The following is a 15,860-nucleotide window of genomic DNA, read 5'->3' as shown; positions in this document are numbered from 1 at the left end:
AAGTGAAATAATATAAATTAGGTAATTGGAGGAGTAGAAAAATGAGTAAAGTAGATGTAGTTGAAATATTAAAAAAAAGTGATGCATTATTAGAAGGACATTTCTTATTATCATCAGGAAAACATAGTAATAAATATGTACAATGTGCAAAGGTGTTAAGATTTCCAGAGTATGCTGAACAAGTATTAAGCACGGTTGTTGATCAAATAAAAGATTTAAATATAGATTTAGTAGTTGGACCAGCTATGGGTGGAGTAATAGTTTCTTATGAACTTGGAAGACAACTTAAAAAAGAATCAGTGTTTACTGAGAGAAAAGACGGAGTAATGCAACTTAGAAGAGGATTCGAAGTTAAGCCAGGTGATAAAATAATAATAGCAGAAGATGTTGTTACAACTGGTAAATCAACAATTGAAACTAAAAAATGTTTAGAAGCTTTAGGCGGGGAAGTAATAGGAGTTGCTTGTATAGCAAACAGAACTAGCGAAGATATAGGAATGCCAATATATAGTGCTATAAAGTTAGATATACAAGTTTATGAAGCTGATGAGTGTCCTCTTTGCAAAGAAGGAAAAAAAGAGTTAGTTAAGCCAGGAAGTAGAGAATTTAAAGAATTAGGAATGTAATTCATAAAAAATACCTAGATAATAAGTTATCTAGGTATTTTTTTATGTCCAGATATGTGTAAAGTAATAAAAATAAGGTATATATATAAAGGATATAATTGTAAATTACTTCATTATGAAAATTAAAGGATAGATTAGATAAAAATAAAAATAATAATAAATAGATTCAAATGAGAGAGGAAAGTAGCTATGAACATTATAGAAAAAGATAACAAAATTATATTAGAAGGTATAAGTGAAGATTTTGATCCACAGCATGTATTTGATTGTGGTCAATGTTTTAGATGGTTAAAAGAAGAAAATAATTCATATACAGGTGTAGTACAAGGAAGAATTATGAATGTAAAAAAAGAAAATGATTTAATTATTTTTGATAATACTAATAAAGAAGACTTTTATAACATATGGTTCGATTATTTTGATTTAGGAAGAGATTATAGTGAAATAAAAAACGAATTAAAAGTTATGGATGAATATTTAAAAAAAGCAACAAAATTTGGACAAGGAATAAGAATATTGCAACAAGATGGATGGGAAATGCTTATATCTTTTATAATATCTGCAAATAATAGAATACCGATGATCCAAAGAGCTATAAACAACTTATCAGAAAAATATGGTGAGTTTATAGGAGAATACAGAGGAAAGAAATATTATGCTTTTCCAACGCCTGAGAAACTAAGTCAAGCATCTGTAGAAGATATAAGAGCATGTCAGACAGGCTTTAGAGACAAATATATAAAAAGTGTGGTTGATTATGTTAGTGAAAACAAGGAGGATGTTTTATCTTATCGAGAATTGAGTACAGAAGAATGTATAAAGGAATTAGTTAAATTTAATGGTGTAGGGCCAAAGGTGGCAGACTGTATTGCTTTATTTGGAATGCAAAAATACGATACATTCCCAGTGGATGTTTGGGTAAAAAGAGTTATGGAAGAGTTTTATGTGGAAGATAATTTAAGTCTGCCTAAAATAAGAAAATTTGCATTAGATAAATTTGGTGATTTAGCAGGATTTGCGCAACAATATTTATTTTACTATGCAAGAGAATTAGGAATAGGTAGATAGGACATAAGGAGATGAAAATAATGATATGGTTTTAAAAATCATTTTAGTACTCTTTTATATATTGAGTGTGATCATTTCTATAAAGCTTATACTAGAAAATAGAGATCCTTCAAAAACATTAATATGGATTTTGATTTTTATGTTATTTCCAGTTGTAGGCATATTAGCCTATGCTGTATTAGGAAGAAATATTAGAAAGATAAAAATGAACAAAGCTTATAAAATGGCAAATAATATGAAAAAAGAAAATCTTTTATTTAACTTGGATGAAATGAAAGAATTAGCACAAGGCCAAAGTACAATGATAAAAGAAGGAAAGCTACCATATGATAAAAATATAGATTTTAGAGTCTTAAGAATAGTTAGTTTATTACTTAATACAGGAATTTTTCCATTTACAATTAATAATAATATAGAAATTTACGTGGATGGGAATGAAAAATTTGAAAATTTAATAAAAGATATACGAAATGCAAAAGACCATATTCATTTAGAATACTTTATAATTAAAGACAGTGAAATTGGGGAAAAAATAAAAAAAGAGCTAATAGATAAAGCTAAGGCTGGTGTAAAAATAAGAATAATTTATGATGATGTAGGTTGTTGGAGATTTTGGTTTCATAGAAAATTTTTCGATGAAATGAGAATTTATGGTATAGAAATAATTCCATATTTAAAAGGTAAGATTACTATACCCATAGGCGGACAACTTAATTATAGAAATCATAGAAAAATTGTAGTTATAGATGGACAAATAGGATACACCGGAGGGATAAATATTGGTGATGAATATATAGGTAAAAATAAAAAATTTGGATACTGGAGAGACACCCATATAAGAATAGAAGGAACTTCAGTTTATATGTTACAAATGATTTTTTTAACAGATTGGTATTACAATACGAAAAAAGTATTATTAAAAGAAAATTTATTTCCTAAGTTAAATGATAAAGGGAACTGTATGATGCAAATTGTGGCTAGTGGTCCAGATTCAGATTGGGAGTCTATGCATTATGCTTATTTTTATGCTATATGCCAAGCAAAAAAAAGTATCTATATAGAAACACCATACTTTATACCAGATGAAAGTTTGCTAAAAGCTTTAAAATGTGCAGCTTTAAGTGGAGTGGAACTTATTATTTTATTTCCTAAAATTGCAGATCACAAAATTGTCAATACTGCATCATATTCTTACTTCCAAGAAATATTAGAATCTGGTGGAAAGATATATTTATACAATAAAGGATTTTTACATTCAAAAGTTATAATTATTGATGATTTTATGGCATCAACAGGATCTGCCAATATGGATTTTAGAAGCTTCAAATTGAATTTTGAAGTTAATGCCTTTATATACGACAGTAATATTATTAATGAAATTAAAAAAGATTTTATGGATGACTTGGAGAATAGTGAAGAATTAGAAAGAAATAAATTTGAAAGTAGAAATACAATTATGAAAATTAAGGAGTCTATATCAAGACTTTTTTCTCCTTTATTATAAAAAGTATGTTATTTTACATCAAATAGCATGCTTTTTTATTTATTACAGTGTATCTTTATGAAAAAAATACTATAAATAATCTTTGTTACAAAGTATAGTTTATAATTGAAAGAAATTATTTAATCTGATAACATAGAATTAGCAAACTTTTGGGATAAAAAGGTAAAAAAAGTAGGAATATTATAAATCAAGGGAGAATGTTATGGACAGATTTATTAATGATTTTAAAAAGTATTATAAGTATGCCATATATTCAGCTAAGTCAGAACTAAAGGCAGAAGTCGCTAGCTCTTATTTAAACTGGATATGGTGGGTATTGGAACCGTTATGTTTTATGCTAATATATTCTTTTATATTTGGTGTAGTTTTTAATGCAAGTGAAGAGAACTTTACTATTTTTGTTTTTATAGGTATAATGGCTTGGGATTTTTTCAATGGAAATATGAAACAGAGTGTTAAGATGATAAAAAATAATAAAGCTATTGTATCTAAAGTTTATATACCTAAATTTGTTTTGATTTTTTCTAAAATGCTAGTTAATGGATTCAAAATGATGATTTGTTTTGGAATAGTAATTCTTATGATGATTGTTTGTAGAGTATCAGTAACATGGAATATACTATATATAATACCAATAATGATAACTCTTTGGATTGTGAATTTTGGATTTATGACAATTTTACTTCATTTTGGTGTTTTTATAGAAGATTTATCAAATGTAGTGAATATAGTACTAAGAGCGGTATTTTATATGACAGGAATTTTTTATGCTATAGAAAACCGTATACCATCACCTTATTCAGATATTTTATTAAAAGGTAATCCTATTGCATTTTCCATATCTTCTTTTAGAAGGTGCTTGTTATATGGTGAACGACCTTCTTTAAAAGTCCTTTTAATATGGATAGTAGTTGGATTAATTATATCAACAATAGGTGTAAAAACAATATATAAAAATGAAAATAGTTATGTGAAGGTGATATAATGGAGGATAAAAAATTAGCTATAAAAGTAAGTAATTTGAGTATAACTTATAAAAGTATGAAAGCTTATTCAATAAAAAAGAATTTATTAAGATTAAAAAAAGCAAAAGTTAAAGAATTTAGGGCCGTACAAAATGTATCCTTTGATTTGGAAGAGGGAAAAATTCTAGGTATAATAGGCAAAAATGGAAGTGGAAAATCCACCATGTTAAAAGCTTTAGCTGGAATATTCTCTCCAGATGAAGGATTTATAGACTTACATAATAAATCAGTATCTTTGTTATCCATAGGTGTTGGATTCAATAAAAGTTTAACGGGTAGGGAAAATATTCTTTTATCAGGAATGCTACTTGGATTCTCAGAAGAAGAAATAAGAAATAAAATAGATGAAATAATAGAATTCGCAGAGCTTGATAAATTCATAGATATGCCTGTAAAAACATATTCTAGTGGTATGTTTTCAAAGTTAGCTTTTTCTATTACAGCCATATTAGAAACAGATATAATGCTTATTGATGAAGTACTAAGTGTAGGAGACCAAAAATTTAAAAAGAAAAGTTATGCGAAAATGAAGAATCTTATTTCTGATAGAAAAAGAACAGTAGTTATAGTTTCTCATAATATTTCCACCTTAAATGAACTTTGCGATACTGTAATGTGGATGCATGATGGTGTAATTAAAATGATGGGAGAACCTAAAGAAGTTCTTGATAAGTATACAGAATTCATGAAATAATTGAGTTTACTCCTTCTAATATGGAAGGTGTAAGCTTTTTTTATACTATAAAATATTTTAAATTTGCAATAATATGGTATAAAAACAGGGTGTAATGATAAATATCTATATAGAAATAAAGGTTCAAAAATAAGTTGAAAATTTTATAAAAATGGTTTATTATTATCTTGTTAGCACTCCGAGATATAGAGTGATAAAAAATAATAATAACTAAATTTAATAATATAATTCTATTTTAGGAGGGATAAATTATGAAAATAAGACCTTTAGCAGACAGAGTAGTAATCAAAAAAGTTGAAGCAGAAGAGAAGACTTCAAGTGGTATTATTTTACCAGGCTCAGCAAAAGAGCAACCACAAATGGCACAAGTTATAGAAGTGGGGCCAGGAGGGTTCGTAGATGGAAACGAAGTCAAAATGGAAGTTGAAGTTGGAGATAAAGTAATATACTCAAAATATGCAGGAAATGAAGTTAAAATAGACTCAGAAGAATACATAATTTTAAGACAAAGCGATATATTAGCTGTTATTGAGTAAAAATTAGGAGGGTATGAAAATGGCAAAGGATATTAGATTTGCGCAAGATACAAGAAAAGCATTAGAAACTGGTGTAAACAAATTAGCTGATACAGTTAAGGTGACTCTTGGACCAAAAGGAAGAAATGTCATATTAGACAAAATGTTTGGAGTACCTCTAATAACTAATGATGGTGTTACTATAGCAAAAGAAATGGAATTGGAAGATAGATTTGAAAATATGGGAGCACAGCTTGTTAAACAAGTTGCAACTAAGACTAATGATGTAGCGGGAGATGGTACAACTACTGCTACAGTTTTAGCACAAGCAATAATAAGAGAAGGTTTAAAAAATGTTACCGCTGGATCTAATCCAATAATACTTAGAAAAGGTATACAAAAAGCTGTAGAAGCTTCAGTAGAAGAATTAAAGAAACAATCTAGAACAATAGAAACTCAAGAAGAAATAGCTCAAGTTGGTGCAGTATCTTCAGGAGATGATGAAATAGGTAAATTAATAGCTGAGGCTATGAAAGTAGTAGGAAAAGAAGGCGTTATAACTGTAGAAGAATCTAAGACTATGAATACAGAATTAGAAACTGTTGAAGGTATGCAATTTGACAGAGGATTTGTTTCTGCATACATGGTTACAGATGTGGACAAAATGGAAGCAGTTTTAAATGACCCTTATATATTAATAACTGACAAAAAAATATCTAACATACAAGAATTATTACCAATATTAAATCAGATAGTTGAACAAGGTAAGAGACTATTAATAATAGCAGAAGATGTGGAAGGTGAAGCATTATCAACTTTAGTTCTTAATAAGCTAAGAGGAGTTTGCGAAATAGTTGCAGTTAAGGCTCCAGGATTTGGTGATAGAAGAAAAGAAATGCTTCAAGATATAGCTACTCTTACTGGTGGTGTTGTGATATCAGAAGAGGTTGGATATGATTTAAAAGAAGCTGATTTAGGAATGTTAGGTAGAGCTTCTTCAGTTAAGGTGGTAAAAGATAGTACTACTATAGTTGGTGGTCATGGAGAAAAAGAAGATATACAAAATAGAGTTAATCAAATAAAACATTTAGTAGAAGTTACAACTTCTGATTTTGATAAGGAAAAATTATTAGAAAGATTAGCTAAGTTATCTGGTGGAGTTGCAGTAGTTAAAGTTGGTGCAGCTACAGAAGTAGAAATGAAAGAAAAGAAATTGAGAATAGAAGATGCTTTAAATGCAACTAGAGCTGCTGTTGAAGAAGGTATAGTTGCTGGTGGAGGTACTGCTTTAGTTAGTACAATACCAGTTTTAGATAAATTAGTTGAAACTCTAGAAGGAGAAGAACAACTAGGCGCTAAAATAGTAAAAAGAGCATTAGAAGAACCATTAAGACAAATAGCAATAAATGCAGGTCTTGAAGGTGCAGTAATAGTTAAAAATGTAATAGCAGAAGATCCAGAAGTAGGATTTGATGCATTAAACGAAAAATATGTAAATATGATAGAAGCTGGTATAGTTGACCCGACTAAGGTTACTAGAAGTGCTCTTCAAAATGCAGCATCTATAGCAGGAGTATTCTTAACAACAGAAGCTGCTGTTGCAGATATTCCAGAAAAAGAAGATAAATCTGCACCTATGGGAGCAGGAATGCCAGGAATGATGTAATATAATGAAATTTAAACAAAGGGGGAACTCATAGAGTTCTCTCTTTTTGACTACAAATATACTTTTTAGTAGAAATGATATAATCTTGTTCTGCGCGAATTAAAAAGTTTTAATTAATAAATAGTTGTGTTTTAAATAAAATATTAAGGTATAATTATATGTAAATAAAAGAGCAAAAGAGGGGAATTATGGACTTAAAAAAATTATTAAATGATGTTAAAAATAGCAACATAGAAATAGAAGATGCTTTAGAGAAATTAAAAGATTTGCCTTTTGAAGATATAGGATATGCTCATATTGATCATCATAGGAGTATAAGAAATGGATACCCAGAAGTAATATATTGTAAGGGGAAAAGTGATGACCATATTTTGGGAATCATAGAAAGGATGAACGAGAAGGGTAGTAACATTCTCGGAACAAGATGTGAAAAGGTTACCTATGATAAAATCATTAAACTATATCCTAATGCTGAATATGATGAATTATCAAAAATATTAAGAATAAAAAATGAAGAAATAAAAGATAAGGGTAAGGGAACGATTTTGATTGTTACAGGAGGTACATCTGACATACCTGTGGCAAATGAGGCATACTATACGGCCTTATTCTGTGGAAATAAAGTTGAAAGATTATATGATGTAGGAGTTGCTGGAATTCACAGGCTATTATCTAATAGACATATGATTGAAAATGCTAGAGTAATTGTGGCAGTCGCGGGTATGGAAGGAGCTCTTCCTAGTGTAATAGGAGGTCTAGTAGATGTACCGGTTATTGCAGTGCCTACATCAGTTGGATATGGTGCAAATTTTGATGGACTAGCTCCGCTTTTAGCTATGTTAAATAGTTGTGCTTCAGGTATATCTGTAGTAAATATAGATAATGGATTTGGAGCAGGATATTTGGCATCTACTATTAATAAATTGAAATAATAATTGTTATTACTTAAATATATAAAAAATATGTATGTAAAAATATATTTTTCATAAAATATCTAACCTAAAAAATATGTTTTTGCTGATATAAAAATTAAGTAATAGTATTATAACAGTAAATTAAATAAAGTAGAAATATAATTTTTCATATAAATAATTATAGTAATTAATTCCAATATGTTAATTAAACAAGCTTGTATGAGAATAAATATAATAACTCATGAAGAAAATCGTAAAAATTTGTTGACACAAGCGAATTATTTTGGTAAATTATTATTCAAACATAAGGCGAATAACGAAAATTTTTAAAACAAAATCACTCGTATATACTCAGAAATATGGTCTGAGAGTTTCTACCGAGAAACCGTAAAAATCTTGGCTATGAGTGAAATTATTATATATATTTGGATATATTAGCTGCTTAATAATAGGCAGTTTTTAAGTCATACATTCAAACCTGTATAGTGATTTCACTTTTTAGTAAAAAGATGGAAGCTATACAGGTTTTTTTTTATAAAAAATTAAATGTTCAAATATAAAGTGGGTTAAATTGAAAGGAGATTAGTATGGCTACAATAATAAAAGAAGGATTAACTTTTGATGATGTTTTATTAATACCTCAAAAATCAGAAATATTACCAAAAGAGATAAATACACAAACATACTTAACTAAGACAATAAAATTAAATATACCTTTAATGAGTGCTGGAATGGATACTGTTACAGAGTCAAAAATGGCAATATCTATGGCAAGACAAGGTGGTATGGGTATAATTCATAAAAATATGTCTATTGCAGAGCAAGCTTCAGAAGTAGATAGAGTAAAGAGAAGCGAAAGTGGAGTAATTGTGGATCCATTTTACTTAACAAAAGACCATACAATTCAAGATGCTGACAATATAATGGGCAAATTTAGAATATCAGGAGTTCCCATAATAGACGAAGACAAAAAACTTATTGGAATAATAACAAACAGAGATATTAAGTTTGAAAAAGATATGTCTAAAAAGATAGAAGATGCTATGACTAAAGATAATCTAGTAACAGCTAGAGAAGGGGTTACTTTAGAAGAAGCTCAACAAATCCTTAAACAACATAAAATTGAAAAATTACCAATAGTAGATGAAGATAATCATTTAAAAGGTTTAATAACAATAAAAGATATAGAAAAGAAAATTCAATATCCAAACTCTGCAAAAGATAAAAAGGGAAGACTTTTATGTGGTGCAGCAGTTGGTATAACTGGAGATGTATTAGATAGAGTAAAAGCATTATATGAAGCAAAGGTAGATATTATAGTTTTAGATAGTGCACATGGACACTCAAAAGGTGTTATAGAAGCGGTACAAAAAATAAAATCAGTATATCCAGACTTACAAGTAATAGCAGGAAATGTAGCTACAGCTCAAGGTTGTGAAGACTTAATAAAAGCTGGAGCTGACTGTGTGAAAATAGGTATGGGACCAGGATCAATATGTACTACAAGAGTAGTTGCTGGTATAGGAGTTCCACAAGTAACAGCAGTTATGGATTGTGCAGAAGTTGCTAAAAAATATGGAATACCAGTAATAGCGGATGGTGGTATTAAATATTCTGGTGATGTGGTTAAAGCTTTAGCTGCTGGAGCAAATGTTTGTATGATGGGTTCTTTATTTGCAGGAACAGATGAGAGTCCAGGAGAAACAGTTCTTTACAGAGGTAGATCATACAAAACATATAGAGGAATGGGCTCTATAGCAGCTATGGAAGATGGCTCGAAAGATAGATATTTCCAAGATGGTGTTAAGAAATTAGTTCCAGAAGGTGTAGAAGGAATGGTTGCTTATAAAGGTAAAGCGGAAGATATAGCTTATCAAATGATAGGTGGTTTAAGATCAGGGATGGGTTACTGTGGAGCACCTACAATAAAAGACTTACAAGAAACAGCTCAATTTGTAAAAATAACAGCAGCTTCTCTAAAAGAAAGTCATCCACATGATATAACAATAACAAAAGAAGCACCAAACTATAGTACACAAGGAGATATGATGTAATGAAACATGAATTAGTATTAGTCGTTGACTTTGGGGGTCAATACAATCAGTTAATAGCAAGAAGGGTAAGAGAAAATAACGTATATTGTGAGATAATACCATATACTACAGATATAGAAACTATAAAAGCTAAAAATCCTAAAGGGATAATATTTACAGGAGGACCTAATAGTGCATATTTAGTGGATTCTCCAACAATATCAAAAGAAATATTTGAAATAGGAGTACCAATACTTGGAATATGTTACGGACATCAAATAATGTCGCACGTTTTAGGTGGTGTTGTTAGAAAAGGTAATACAGCTGAAAAAGAGTATGGAAAAACATCTATAACATATAAAGAATCAAAATTATTTGAAGGAATGACAACTAATACAGTTTGGATGAGTCATACAGATTTAGTTGATACTGTAGCAGAAGGATTTGAAGTAATAGCTTATACAGCTGATTGTCCTGTTGCAGCAGTAGAAAACAAAGAAAAAAATCTTTATGGAGTACAATTCCATCCAGAAGTTGAACATTGTTTAGAAGGATATAAAATACTTAAAAACTTCCTATATAATGTTTGTGAAGTAAGTGGAGATTGGACTACGGATTCATTTATAAATGATAAGATAAAAGAGTTAAAAGAAACAATAGGTGATAAAAAAGTATTATGTGCTTTAAGTGGTGGAGTTGACTCGTCAGTTGCAGCAGCACTTGTTCATAAGGCTATAGGAGACAACTTAACTTGTGTATTCGTTGACCATGGATTACTTAGAAAAAATGAAGGTAATGACGTAGAAAGAATATTCAGAGATAAGTTTGATATGAACTTAATAAGAGTTAACTGTGAAGATAGATTCTTAGGGAAATTAAAAGGTGTAACAGAACCAGAATCTAAGAGAAAAATAATAGGTGAAGAGTTCATAAGAGTATTTGAAGAAGAATCAAATAAACTTGGGAAAATGGATTTCTTAGTACAAGGAACTATATATCCAGACGTTGTAGAAAGTGGACATGGAGAAGCTGCTACAATAAAATCTCATCACAATGTTGGTGGAATACCTGAAGATATAGAATTCCAAATAGTAGAACCATTAAGAGAGTTGTTCAAAGATGAAGTTAGAAAAATAGGTTTAGAACTTGGAATAGAAGAAGGATTAATATTCAGACATCCATTCCCAGGACCAGGACTTGGAATAAGAGTTATAGGTGAAGTTACAAAAGAGAGATGTGATATCTTAAGAGAAGCTGATGCTATATATATGGAAGAACTTAAAAAAGCAGGTTTATACAAAGAAATTTGGCAAGCATTTGCTACATTACCAGATGTAAAAACTGTAGGAGTTATGGGAGATGAAAGAACTTATGCTTACTTAGTAGGTTTAAGAGCAGTAACATCTTCTGACGGAATGACTTCTGACTGGTATAAAATGCCATATGATGTTTTAGAAAAAATATCAAACAGAATAGTAAATGAAGTTGATGGAGCAAACAGAGTAGTTTATGATATAACTTCAAAACCACCAGGAACGATAGAGTGGGAATAATATAAGTAAAAAAGACAAATACGCATTGTTATTTGTCTTTTTTTTATTTTTTGTAATTAATTTATAAACTTATTGAAATAATAATATTATGAATGCCAAAGCTTTATAAAACATAGTACATACACAATTATTAAAATGACAGGAGGCATAATATGAATTATAAGAAGATTGTGGCATTAAGTTCAGCAATACTAATAGGTACAATGAATTTAGTAGGATGTACAAATAAAAAAGATAACACAGAAACAAAGGATAATAAAGCTATAAAGGTAGGAATGGTTGCAGATGTAGGTGGAATAAATGATGAATCTTTTAACCAAAGTGCATGGGAAGGTTTACAAAAAGCACAGAAAGAATTAGGAGTAGAAGTAAAAGTAATAGAATCAAAACAGGCTTCCGAGTATATTGGAAATATAGAAACCTTAGCTGATGATGGAATGGATTTGATAATAGGTGTTGGTAACACCATGGTAGAAGATATTAAAACCCAAGCAGAAAATTATCCAGATTTAAGTTTCGCTATAATAGATGAAACTTATGATACAATACCTCAAAATATAACGCCTATATTATTTAAAGAAAATGAAGCTACTTTTTTAGCTGGACTAATAGCAGGCAAAATGACCAAAACTAATAAAGTTGGTTTTATAGGAGGAATGGAAAATTCAATAATATATAGATTTTTATATGGATATGAATATGGTGTAGACCAAGCTAATAATGATGTAGATGTACAAATTCAATTTGCTGGAACTTTTGCAGATGCAGCAAAAGGTAAATCTATAGCAAATCAAATGTATTCAAATAGTGTAGATGTAATCCTTTCAGCAGCAGGTGGTACAGGTGTAGGAGCTATAGAGTCAGCTAAAGAACAAAATAAATATGCAATAGGTGTAGATAAAGATCAAAGTGACTTAGCACCAAAGAATGTTCTAACATCAGCTTTGAAAAAAGTTAATGTTGGTGTATATGATACAGTTAAAGAATTTAAAGATGGAAAACTATCTGGTGGAGAAGCTAAAGTATATGGATTAAAAGAAGATGGTGTTGGTATACCTGAATCTACAAAAAATTTAGTTCCTCAAGATGTAATAGACTATGTAAATACTATGTCAGATAAAGTTAAAAATGGAGAAATAAAAATTCCAGGTACAGAAGAAGAATTTAATAAAGTAGATTAAAAAACAAAGATAAGAAGTTAAAGCTTATTGTCTCTATTTTTTATGCAAAATAACATAAAATATAATGAATAGTTCGTATTTATTGTATAAATATCTATGAAAAAATGTAAAAAATAAAAAAATGTTCGCTAAAATCAAAAATGTATATTGACAGTAAATATATGAGATGTTATTCTATTATTGTACTCATAAACACGAACAAAAAAGCTTGTTTTTCAACCGAAAATAAGTTATATATGGAACATTAATCCAATAAAATATATGGAATAGGGTGATGATAATTATGGAAATGACATCAAAATCAAAAAAAGAAAATTTACTACAGAAAGTTTTTAAATTAGAGGAAAATAATACAGATACAAAAACAGAAGTAATGGCAGGAATAACTACATTTATGACTATGGCATATATATTAGTAGTTAACCCATCAATACTTTCTCAAACCGGAATGGATCAAGGAGCAGTATTTGTTGCAACAGCTCTATCAGCAGCAATAGCAACTTTCATCATGGGGATTTTAGCAAATTATCCAATAGCATTAGCTCCAGGTATGGGATTAAATGTATTCTTTGCCAATACAATAGTTTTACAAATGGGATATTCATGGCAATTTGCTCTTATGGCAGTATTTATAGAAGGGCTTATATTTATTCTGCTTACAGTAACAAATTTAAGAGAAAAAATAATTGAATGTATACCAACAAACTTAAAATATGCTGTAACAGCAGGTGTTGGTTTATTCATAGCTTATATAGGATTAAAAAATGCAAGTATAATAGTTGATGGAAGTTTAGGAAATTTACACGATCCATTAGTTATATTAACATTATTCGGATTATTAGTAACAGGAGTATTAGTTGCTAAAAACAAAAAAGGTGCATTATTAATTTCTATAGTAGTAATATCTGTTATAGGAATGGGGCTTAAATTAGTGGGTCTACCAGAAGGTATAATGTCTCTTAGTATACCTTCGTTAAAACCAGTATTTTTACAAGCATTCTCAGTAAATCCTAATGAAATATTTAGTTTAAATATGGGAATAGTAGTATTTACATTATTATTTGTTGATTTATTTGATACAGTAGGATGCTTAGTAGGTGTTGCTGAAAAAGGAAACCTTTTAGATGAAAATGGAAATATGCCAAGGGTTAAAGAAGCTATGTTAGCTGATGCTATAGGAACAACTACAGGAGCTTTACTTGGAACATCAACAGTAACTTCATTTATAGAAAGTGCAGCAGGAATTGGAGAAGGTGGAAAAACTGGTTTAACTGCTATAACAACAGGAATACTGTTTATTTTATCATTATTATTTGCTCCATTGTTTGTTGCAATACCAACACAAGCCACTTCAGCTGTATTAATAATAGTTGGGGTAATGATGGCAGGATCACTTAATAAAATTGATTTCTCTGATTTTACAAATGCCATACCAGCATTTATAACTTTCTCGTTTATGCCACTTACAAATAGTATTGGAGATGGGATAATATTCGGGATATTATCTTACACATTATTAAAATTAGCTACAAATAGAAAAGATGAAGTAAACTTATCTATGATAATTTTATCAATCTTATTCATTATAAAATTCATACTTTTAGGATAAAATATAAAATTTGAAAGAGTTATTTAACTATTTAAAGTTAGATAGCTCTTTTTTTGAATTTAATAAAAGAATATACAGAAAAACAATTATAAAAACGATTGTTATTAATTTTTAAGTAATAATAATTCGACAATATACGTATATTTAATATTAAATATATTAATAAAATATGATATTTCTATTGATAAAAAATAAATATTATTATAAAATATTTATATAATAGTTCGTACAATATAACGAATAATAAAAAAATAATATTCGTTAATATAATAGAGGAGGAATATAATGAAGGTAGCAGTAGTTATGGGATCTAAGTCAGACTATCCTAAATTAGAAGAGGGGATAAACTTCTTAAAGAAATATAATGTTGAAGTAATTGTTCGTGTTTTGTCAGCTCATAGAACACCAAGAGAGTTAGAAGGGTTTATACAAGGAATAGATAATGAGGTTGATGTAATAATAGCAGCAGCAGGAAAAGCAGCACATCTACCGGGTGTAATAGCAGCAAATACATTAATTCCAGTAGTAGGATTACCAATAAAATCTTCTACAATGGATGGATTAGATTCACTTTTATCAATGGTACAAATGCCAAGTGGAATACCAGTAGCCACTGTTACAATTGATTCTGGCCTAAACGCAGTTTTAATGGCAATGCAAATAATGAGTATAAAATATCCGAAGTTAAAAGAGGATTTAAAATCATATAGAAAAGAAATGGCACAAAAAGTTTTAAATGATGATGAAAGTTTAAGGGGGTAATTAACATGTTATTATACGAAGGAAAAGCAAAAAAAATATTTAGTACAGAAAATGAAAATGAGTTTGTAGTTTACTACAAAGACGATGCTACAGCATTTAATGGAGAGAAAAAAGCAGAAATAGCTTCAAAGGGAATATTAAATAATAAAATCTCAACTATTATGTTTGAAGAGTTAGCAAAAGAAGGAATAGAATCACACTTCATAAAAAGCCTATCTGATAGAGAAATGCTAGTTAAAAAAGTGGAAATACTACCATTAGAAGTAATAGTAAGAAATATCACAGCAGGTTCGTTTTGCAAGAGATATGGAGTAGAAGAAGGAATAGTATTAGATACACCTATATTTGAAATGTCATACAAAAACGACGACTTTGGAGATCCACTATTAAATGATGATCATGCAGTTGCATTAAAATTAGCAACTAGAGAAGAAATAGATTTCTTAAGAACTCAAACTTTAAAAATAAATGAACTAATGAAGAAATTCTTCTTGAAAATGGATTTAAAATTAGTTGATTTTAAACTTGAGTTTGGAAAAGATGTAAATGGAAATGTAATATTAGCAGATGAAATTTCACCTGATACTTGCAGACTTTGGGATGTAAATACTAATGAAAAATTAGATAAAGACAGATTTAGAAGAGATCTTGGAGACTTAGTTCAAGGTTACGAAGAAGTATTAGCAAGGTTAAATAAATAATTTAGGAGG

The 15,860-nt window shown here is 29.2% G+C and carries 14 protein-coding genes and 1 riboswitch; all 14 genes read left to right on the top strand.

Annotated elements, in window-relative coordinates; all coding sequences use genetic code 11:
• Positions 1 to 41 precede the first annotated feature (41 nt).
• The 14 genes from pyrE (at position 42) to purC (ending at position 15,851) form a co-directional block, all read left to right on the top strand.
• Positions 42 to 626: an orotate phosphoribosyltransferase gene (pyrE, locus tag TVTCOM_RS18795; RefSeq protein WP_434797765.1), complete on the top strand. Its 585-nt coding sequence runs from the start codon at positions 42 to 44 to the stop codon at positions 624 to 626.
• 189 nt (positions 627 to 815) lie between these two features.
• Positions 816 to 1,694: a DNA-3-methyladenine glycosylase family protein gene (locus tag TVTCOM_RS18790; protein WP_434797764.1), complete on the top strand. Its 879-nt coding sequence runs from the start codon at positions 816 to 818 to the stop codon at positions 1,692 to 1,694.
• 67 nt (positions 1,695 to 1,761) lie between these two features.
• Positions 1,762 to 3,198 (top strand): cardiolipin synthase, encoded by a 1,437-nt coding sequence (gene cls / locus TVTCOM_RS18785; RefSeq protein ID WP_434799772.1) that lies wholly within the window; start codon positions 1,762 to 1,764, stop codon positions 3,196 to 3,198.
• A gap of 202 nt (positions 3,199 to 3,400) precedes the next feature.
• Positions 3,401 to 4,183, top strand: a complete 783-nt coding sequence (locus tag TVTCOM_RS18780; protein WP_434797763.1) for an ABC transporter permease — start codon at positions 3,401 to 3,403, stop codon at positions 4,181 to 4,183.
• A complete protein-coding gene (locus tag TVTCOM_RS18775) occupies positions 4,183 to 4,917 on the top strand; it encodes an ABC transporter ATP-binding protein (RefSeq protein ID WP_434797762.1) in 735 nt (244 codons plus the stop codon). Before TVTCOM_RS18780 ends, TVTCOM_RS18775 begins: the two co-directional genes overlap by 1 nt.
• Before the next feature lie 251 nt (positions 4,918 to 5,168).
• A complete protein-coding gene (locus TVTCOM_RS18770; RefSeq protein WP_434797761.1) occupies positions 5,169 to 5,453 on the top strand; it encodes a co-chaperone GroES in 285 nt (94 codons plus the stop codon).
• 19 nt (positions 5,454 to 5,472) lie between these two features.
• Positions 5,473 to 7,098 carry a chaperonin GroEL gene (groL, locus tag TVTCOM_RS18765; protein WP_434797760.1) on the top strand — a complete coding sequence of 542 codons (1,626 nt, stop codon included), beginning with the start codon at positions 5,473 to 5,475 and terminating at the stop codon, positions 7,096 to 7,098.
• A gap of 188 nt (positions 7,099 to 7,286) precedes the next feature.
• Complete coding sequence (gene larB, locus TVTCOM_RS18760; RefSeq protein WP_434797759.1) at positions 7,287 to 8,030, top strand: nickel pincer cofactor biosynthesis protein LarB; 744 nt, start codon at positions 7,287 to 7,289, stop codon at positions 8,028 to 8,030.
• Between the two features lie 303 nt (positions 8,031 to 8,333).
• A riboswitch (purine riboswitch) is annotated at positions 8,334 to 8,435 on the top strand.
• A 164-nt stretch (positions 8,436 to 8,599) separates the two neighbouring features.
• Positions 8,600 to 10,066 carry an IMP dehydrogenase gene (gene guaB / locus TVTCOM_RS18755; RefSeq protein WP_434797758.1) on the top strand — a complete coding sequence of 489 codons (1,467 nt, stop codon included), beginning with the start codon at positions 8,600 to 8,602 and terminating at the stop codon, positions 10,064 to 10,066.
• Positions 10,066 to 11,598 carry a glutamine-hydrolyzing GMP synthase gene (gene guaA / locus TVTCOM_RS18750; RefSeq protein WP_434797757.1) on the top strand — a complete coding sequence of 511 codons (1,533 nt, stop codon included), beginning with the start codon at positions 10,066 to 10,068 and terminating at the stop codon, positions 11,596 to 11,598. Before guaB ends, guaA begins: the two co-directional genes overlap by 1 nt.
• Positions 11,599 to 11,750: 152 nt before the next feature.
• The gene (locus tag TVTCOM_RS18745; protein ID WP_434797756.1) at positions 11,751 to 12,779 is read left to right on the top strand and encodes a BMP family lipoprotein; all 1,029 of its coding nucleotides are present in this window, start codon (positions 11,751 to 11,753) and stop codon (positions 12,777 to 12,779) included.
• 283 nt (positions 12,780 to 13,062) lie between these two features.
• Entirely contained in the window at positions 13,063 to 14,388 is a 1,326-nt protein-coding gene (locus TVTCOM_RS18740; RefSeq protein ID WP_434797755.1) for an NCS2 family permease, read from the top strand.
• A 285-nt stretch (positions 14,389 to 14,673) separates the two neighbouring features.
• Entirely contained in the window at positions 14,674 to 15,150 is a 477-nt protein-coding gene (purE, locus tag TVTCOM_RS18735) for a 5-(carboxyamino)imidazole ribonucleotide mutase (RefSeq protein ID WP_434797754.1), read from the top strand.
• A gap of 5 nt (positions 15,151 to 15,155) precedes the next feature.
• On the top strand, positions 15,156 to 15,851 hold the full coding sequence (gene purC / locus TVTCOM_RS18730; protein ID WP_434797753.1) for a phosphoribosylaminoimidazolesuccinocarboxamide synthase: 696 nt from the start codon (positions 15,156 to 15,158) through the stop codon (positions 15,849 to 15,851).
• The last annotated feature ends 9 nt before the right edge of the window (positions 15,852 to 15,860 follow it).

It is taken from the genome of Terrisporobacter vanillatitrophus (assembly GCF_051148895.1).
GTDB lineage: Bacteria > Bacillota > Clostridia > Peptostreptococcales > Peptostreptococcaceae > Terrisporobacter > Terrisporobacter vanillatitrophus.
This window is presented reverse-complemented; position numbering and strand designations above follow the sequence as displayed.

What these genes read in the sequence shown, in the direction of transcription:
- TVTCOM_RS18775 (WP_434797762.1), top strand. Translation starts at nt 4,183, where the DNA reads ATGGAGGATAAAAAATTAGCTATAAAAGTAAGTAATTTGAGTATAACT.
- TVTCOM_RS18770 (WP_434797761.1), top strand. Translation starts at nt 5,169, where the DNA reads ATGAAAATAAGACCTTTAGCAGACAGAGTAGTAATCAAAAAAGTTGAA.
- TVTCOM_RS18780 (WP_434797763.1), top strand. Translation starts at nt 3,401, where the DNA reads ATGGACAGATTTATTAATGATTTTAAAAAGTATTATAAGTATGCCATA.
- guaB (WP_434797758.1), top strand. Translation starts at nt 8,600, where the DNA reads ATGGCTACAATAATAAAAGAAGGATTAACTTTTGATGATGTTTTATTA.
- TVTCOM_RS18745 (WP_434797756.1), top strand. Translation starts at nt 11,751, where the DNA reads ATGAATTATAAGAAGATTGTGGCATTAAGTTCAGCAATACTAATAGGT.
- purE (WP_434797754.1), top strand. Translation starts at nt 14,674, where the DNA reads ATGAAGGTAGCAGTAGTTATGGGATCTAAGTCAGACTATCCTAAATTA.
- larB (WP_434797759.1), top strand. Translation starts at nt 7,287, where the DNA reads ATGGACTTAAAAAAATTATTAAATGATGTTAAAAATAGCAACATAGAA.
- guaA (WP_434797757.1), top strand. Translation starts at nt 10,066, where the DNA reads ATGAAACATGAATTAGTATTAGTCGTTGACTTTGGGGGTCAATACAAT.
- groL (WP_434797760.1), top strand. Translation starts at nt 5,473, where the DNA reads ATGGCAAAGGATATTAGATTTGCGCAAGATACAAGAAAAGCATTAGAA.
- TVTCOM_RS18740 (WP_434797755.1), top strand. Translation starts at nt 13,063, where the DNA reads ATGGAAATGACATCAAAATCAAAAAAAGAAAATTTACTACAGAAAGTT.
- pyrE (WP_434797765.1), top strand. Translation starts at nt 42, where the DNA reads ATGAGTAAAGTAGATGTAGTTGAAATATTAAAAAAAAGTGATGCATTA.
- purC (WP_434797753.1), top strand. Translation starts at nt 15,156, where the DNA reads ATGTTATTATACGAAGGAAAAGCAAAAAAAATATTTAGTACAGAAAAT.
- TVTCOM_RS18790 (WP_434797764.1), top strand. Translation starts at nt 816, where the DNA reads ATGAACATTATAGAAAAAGATAACAAAATTATATTAGAAGGTATAAGT.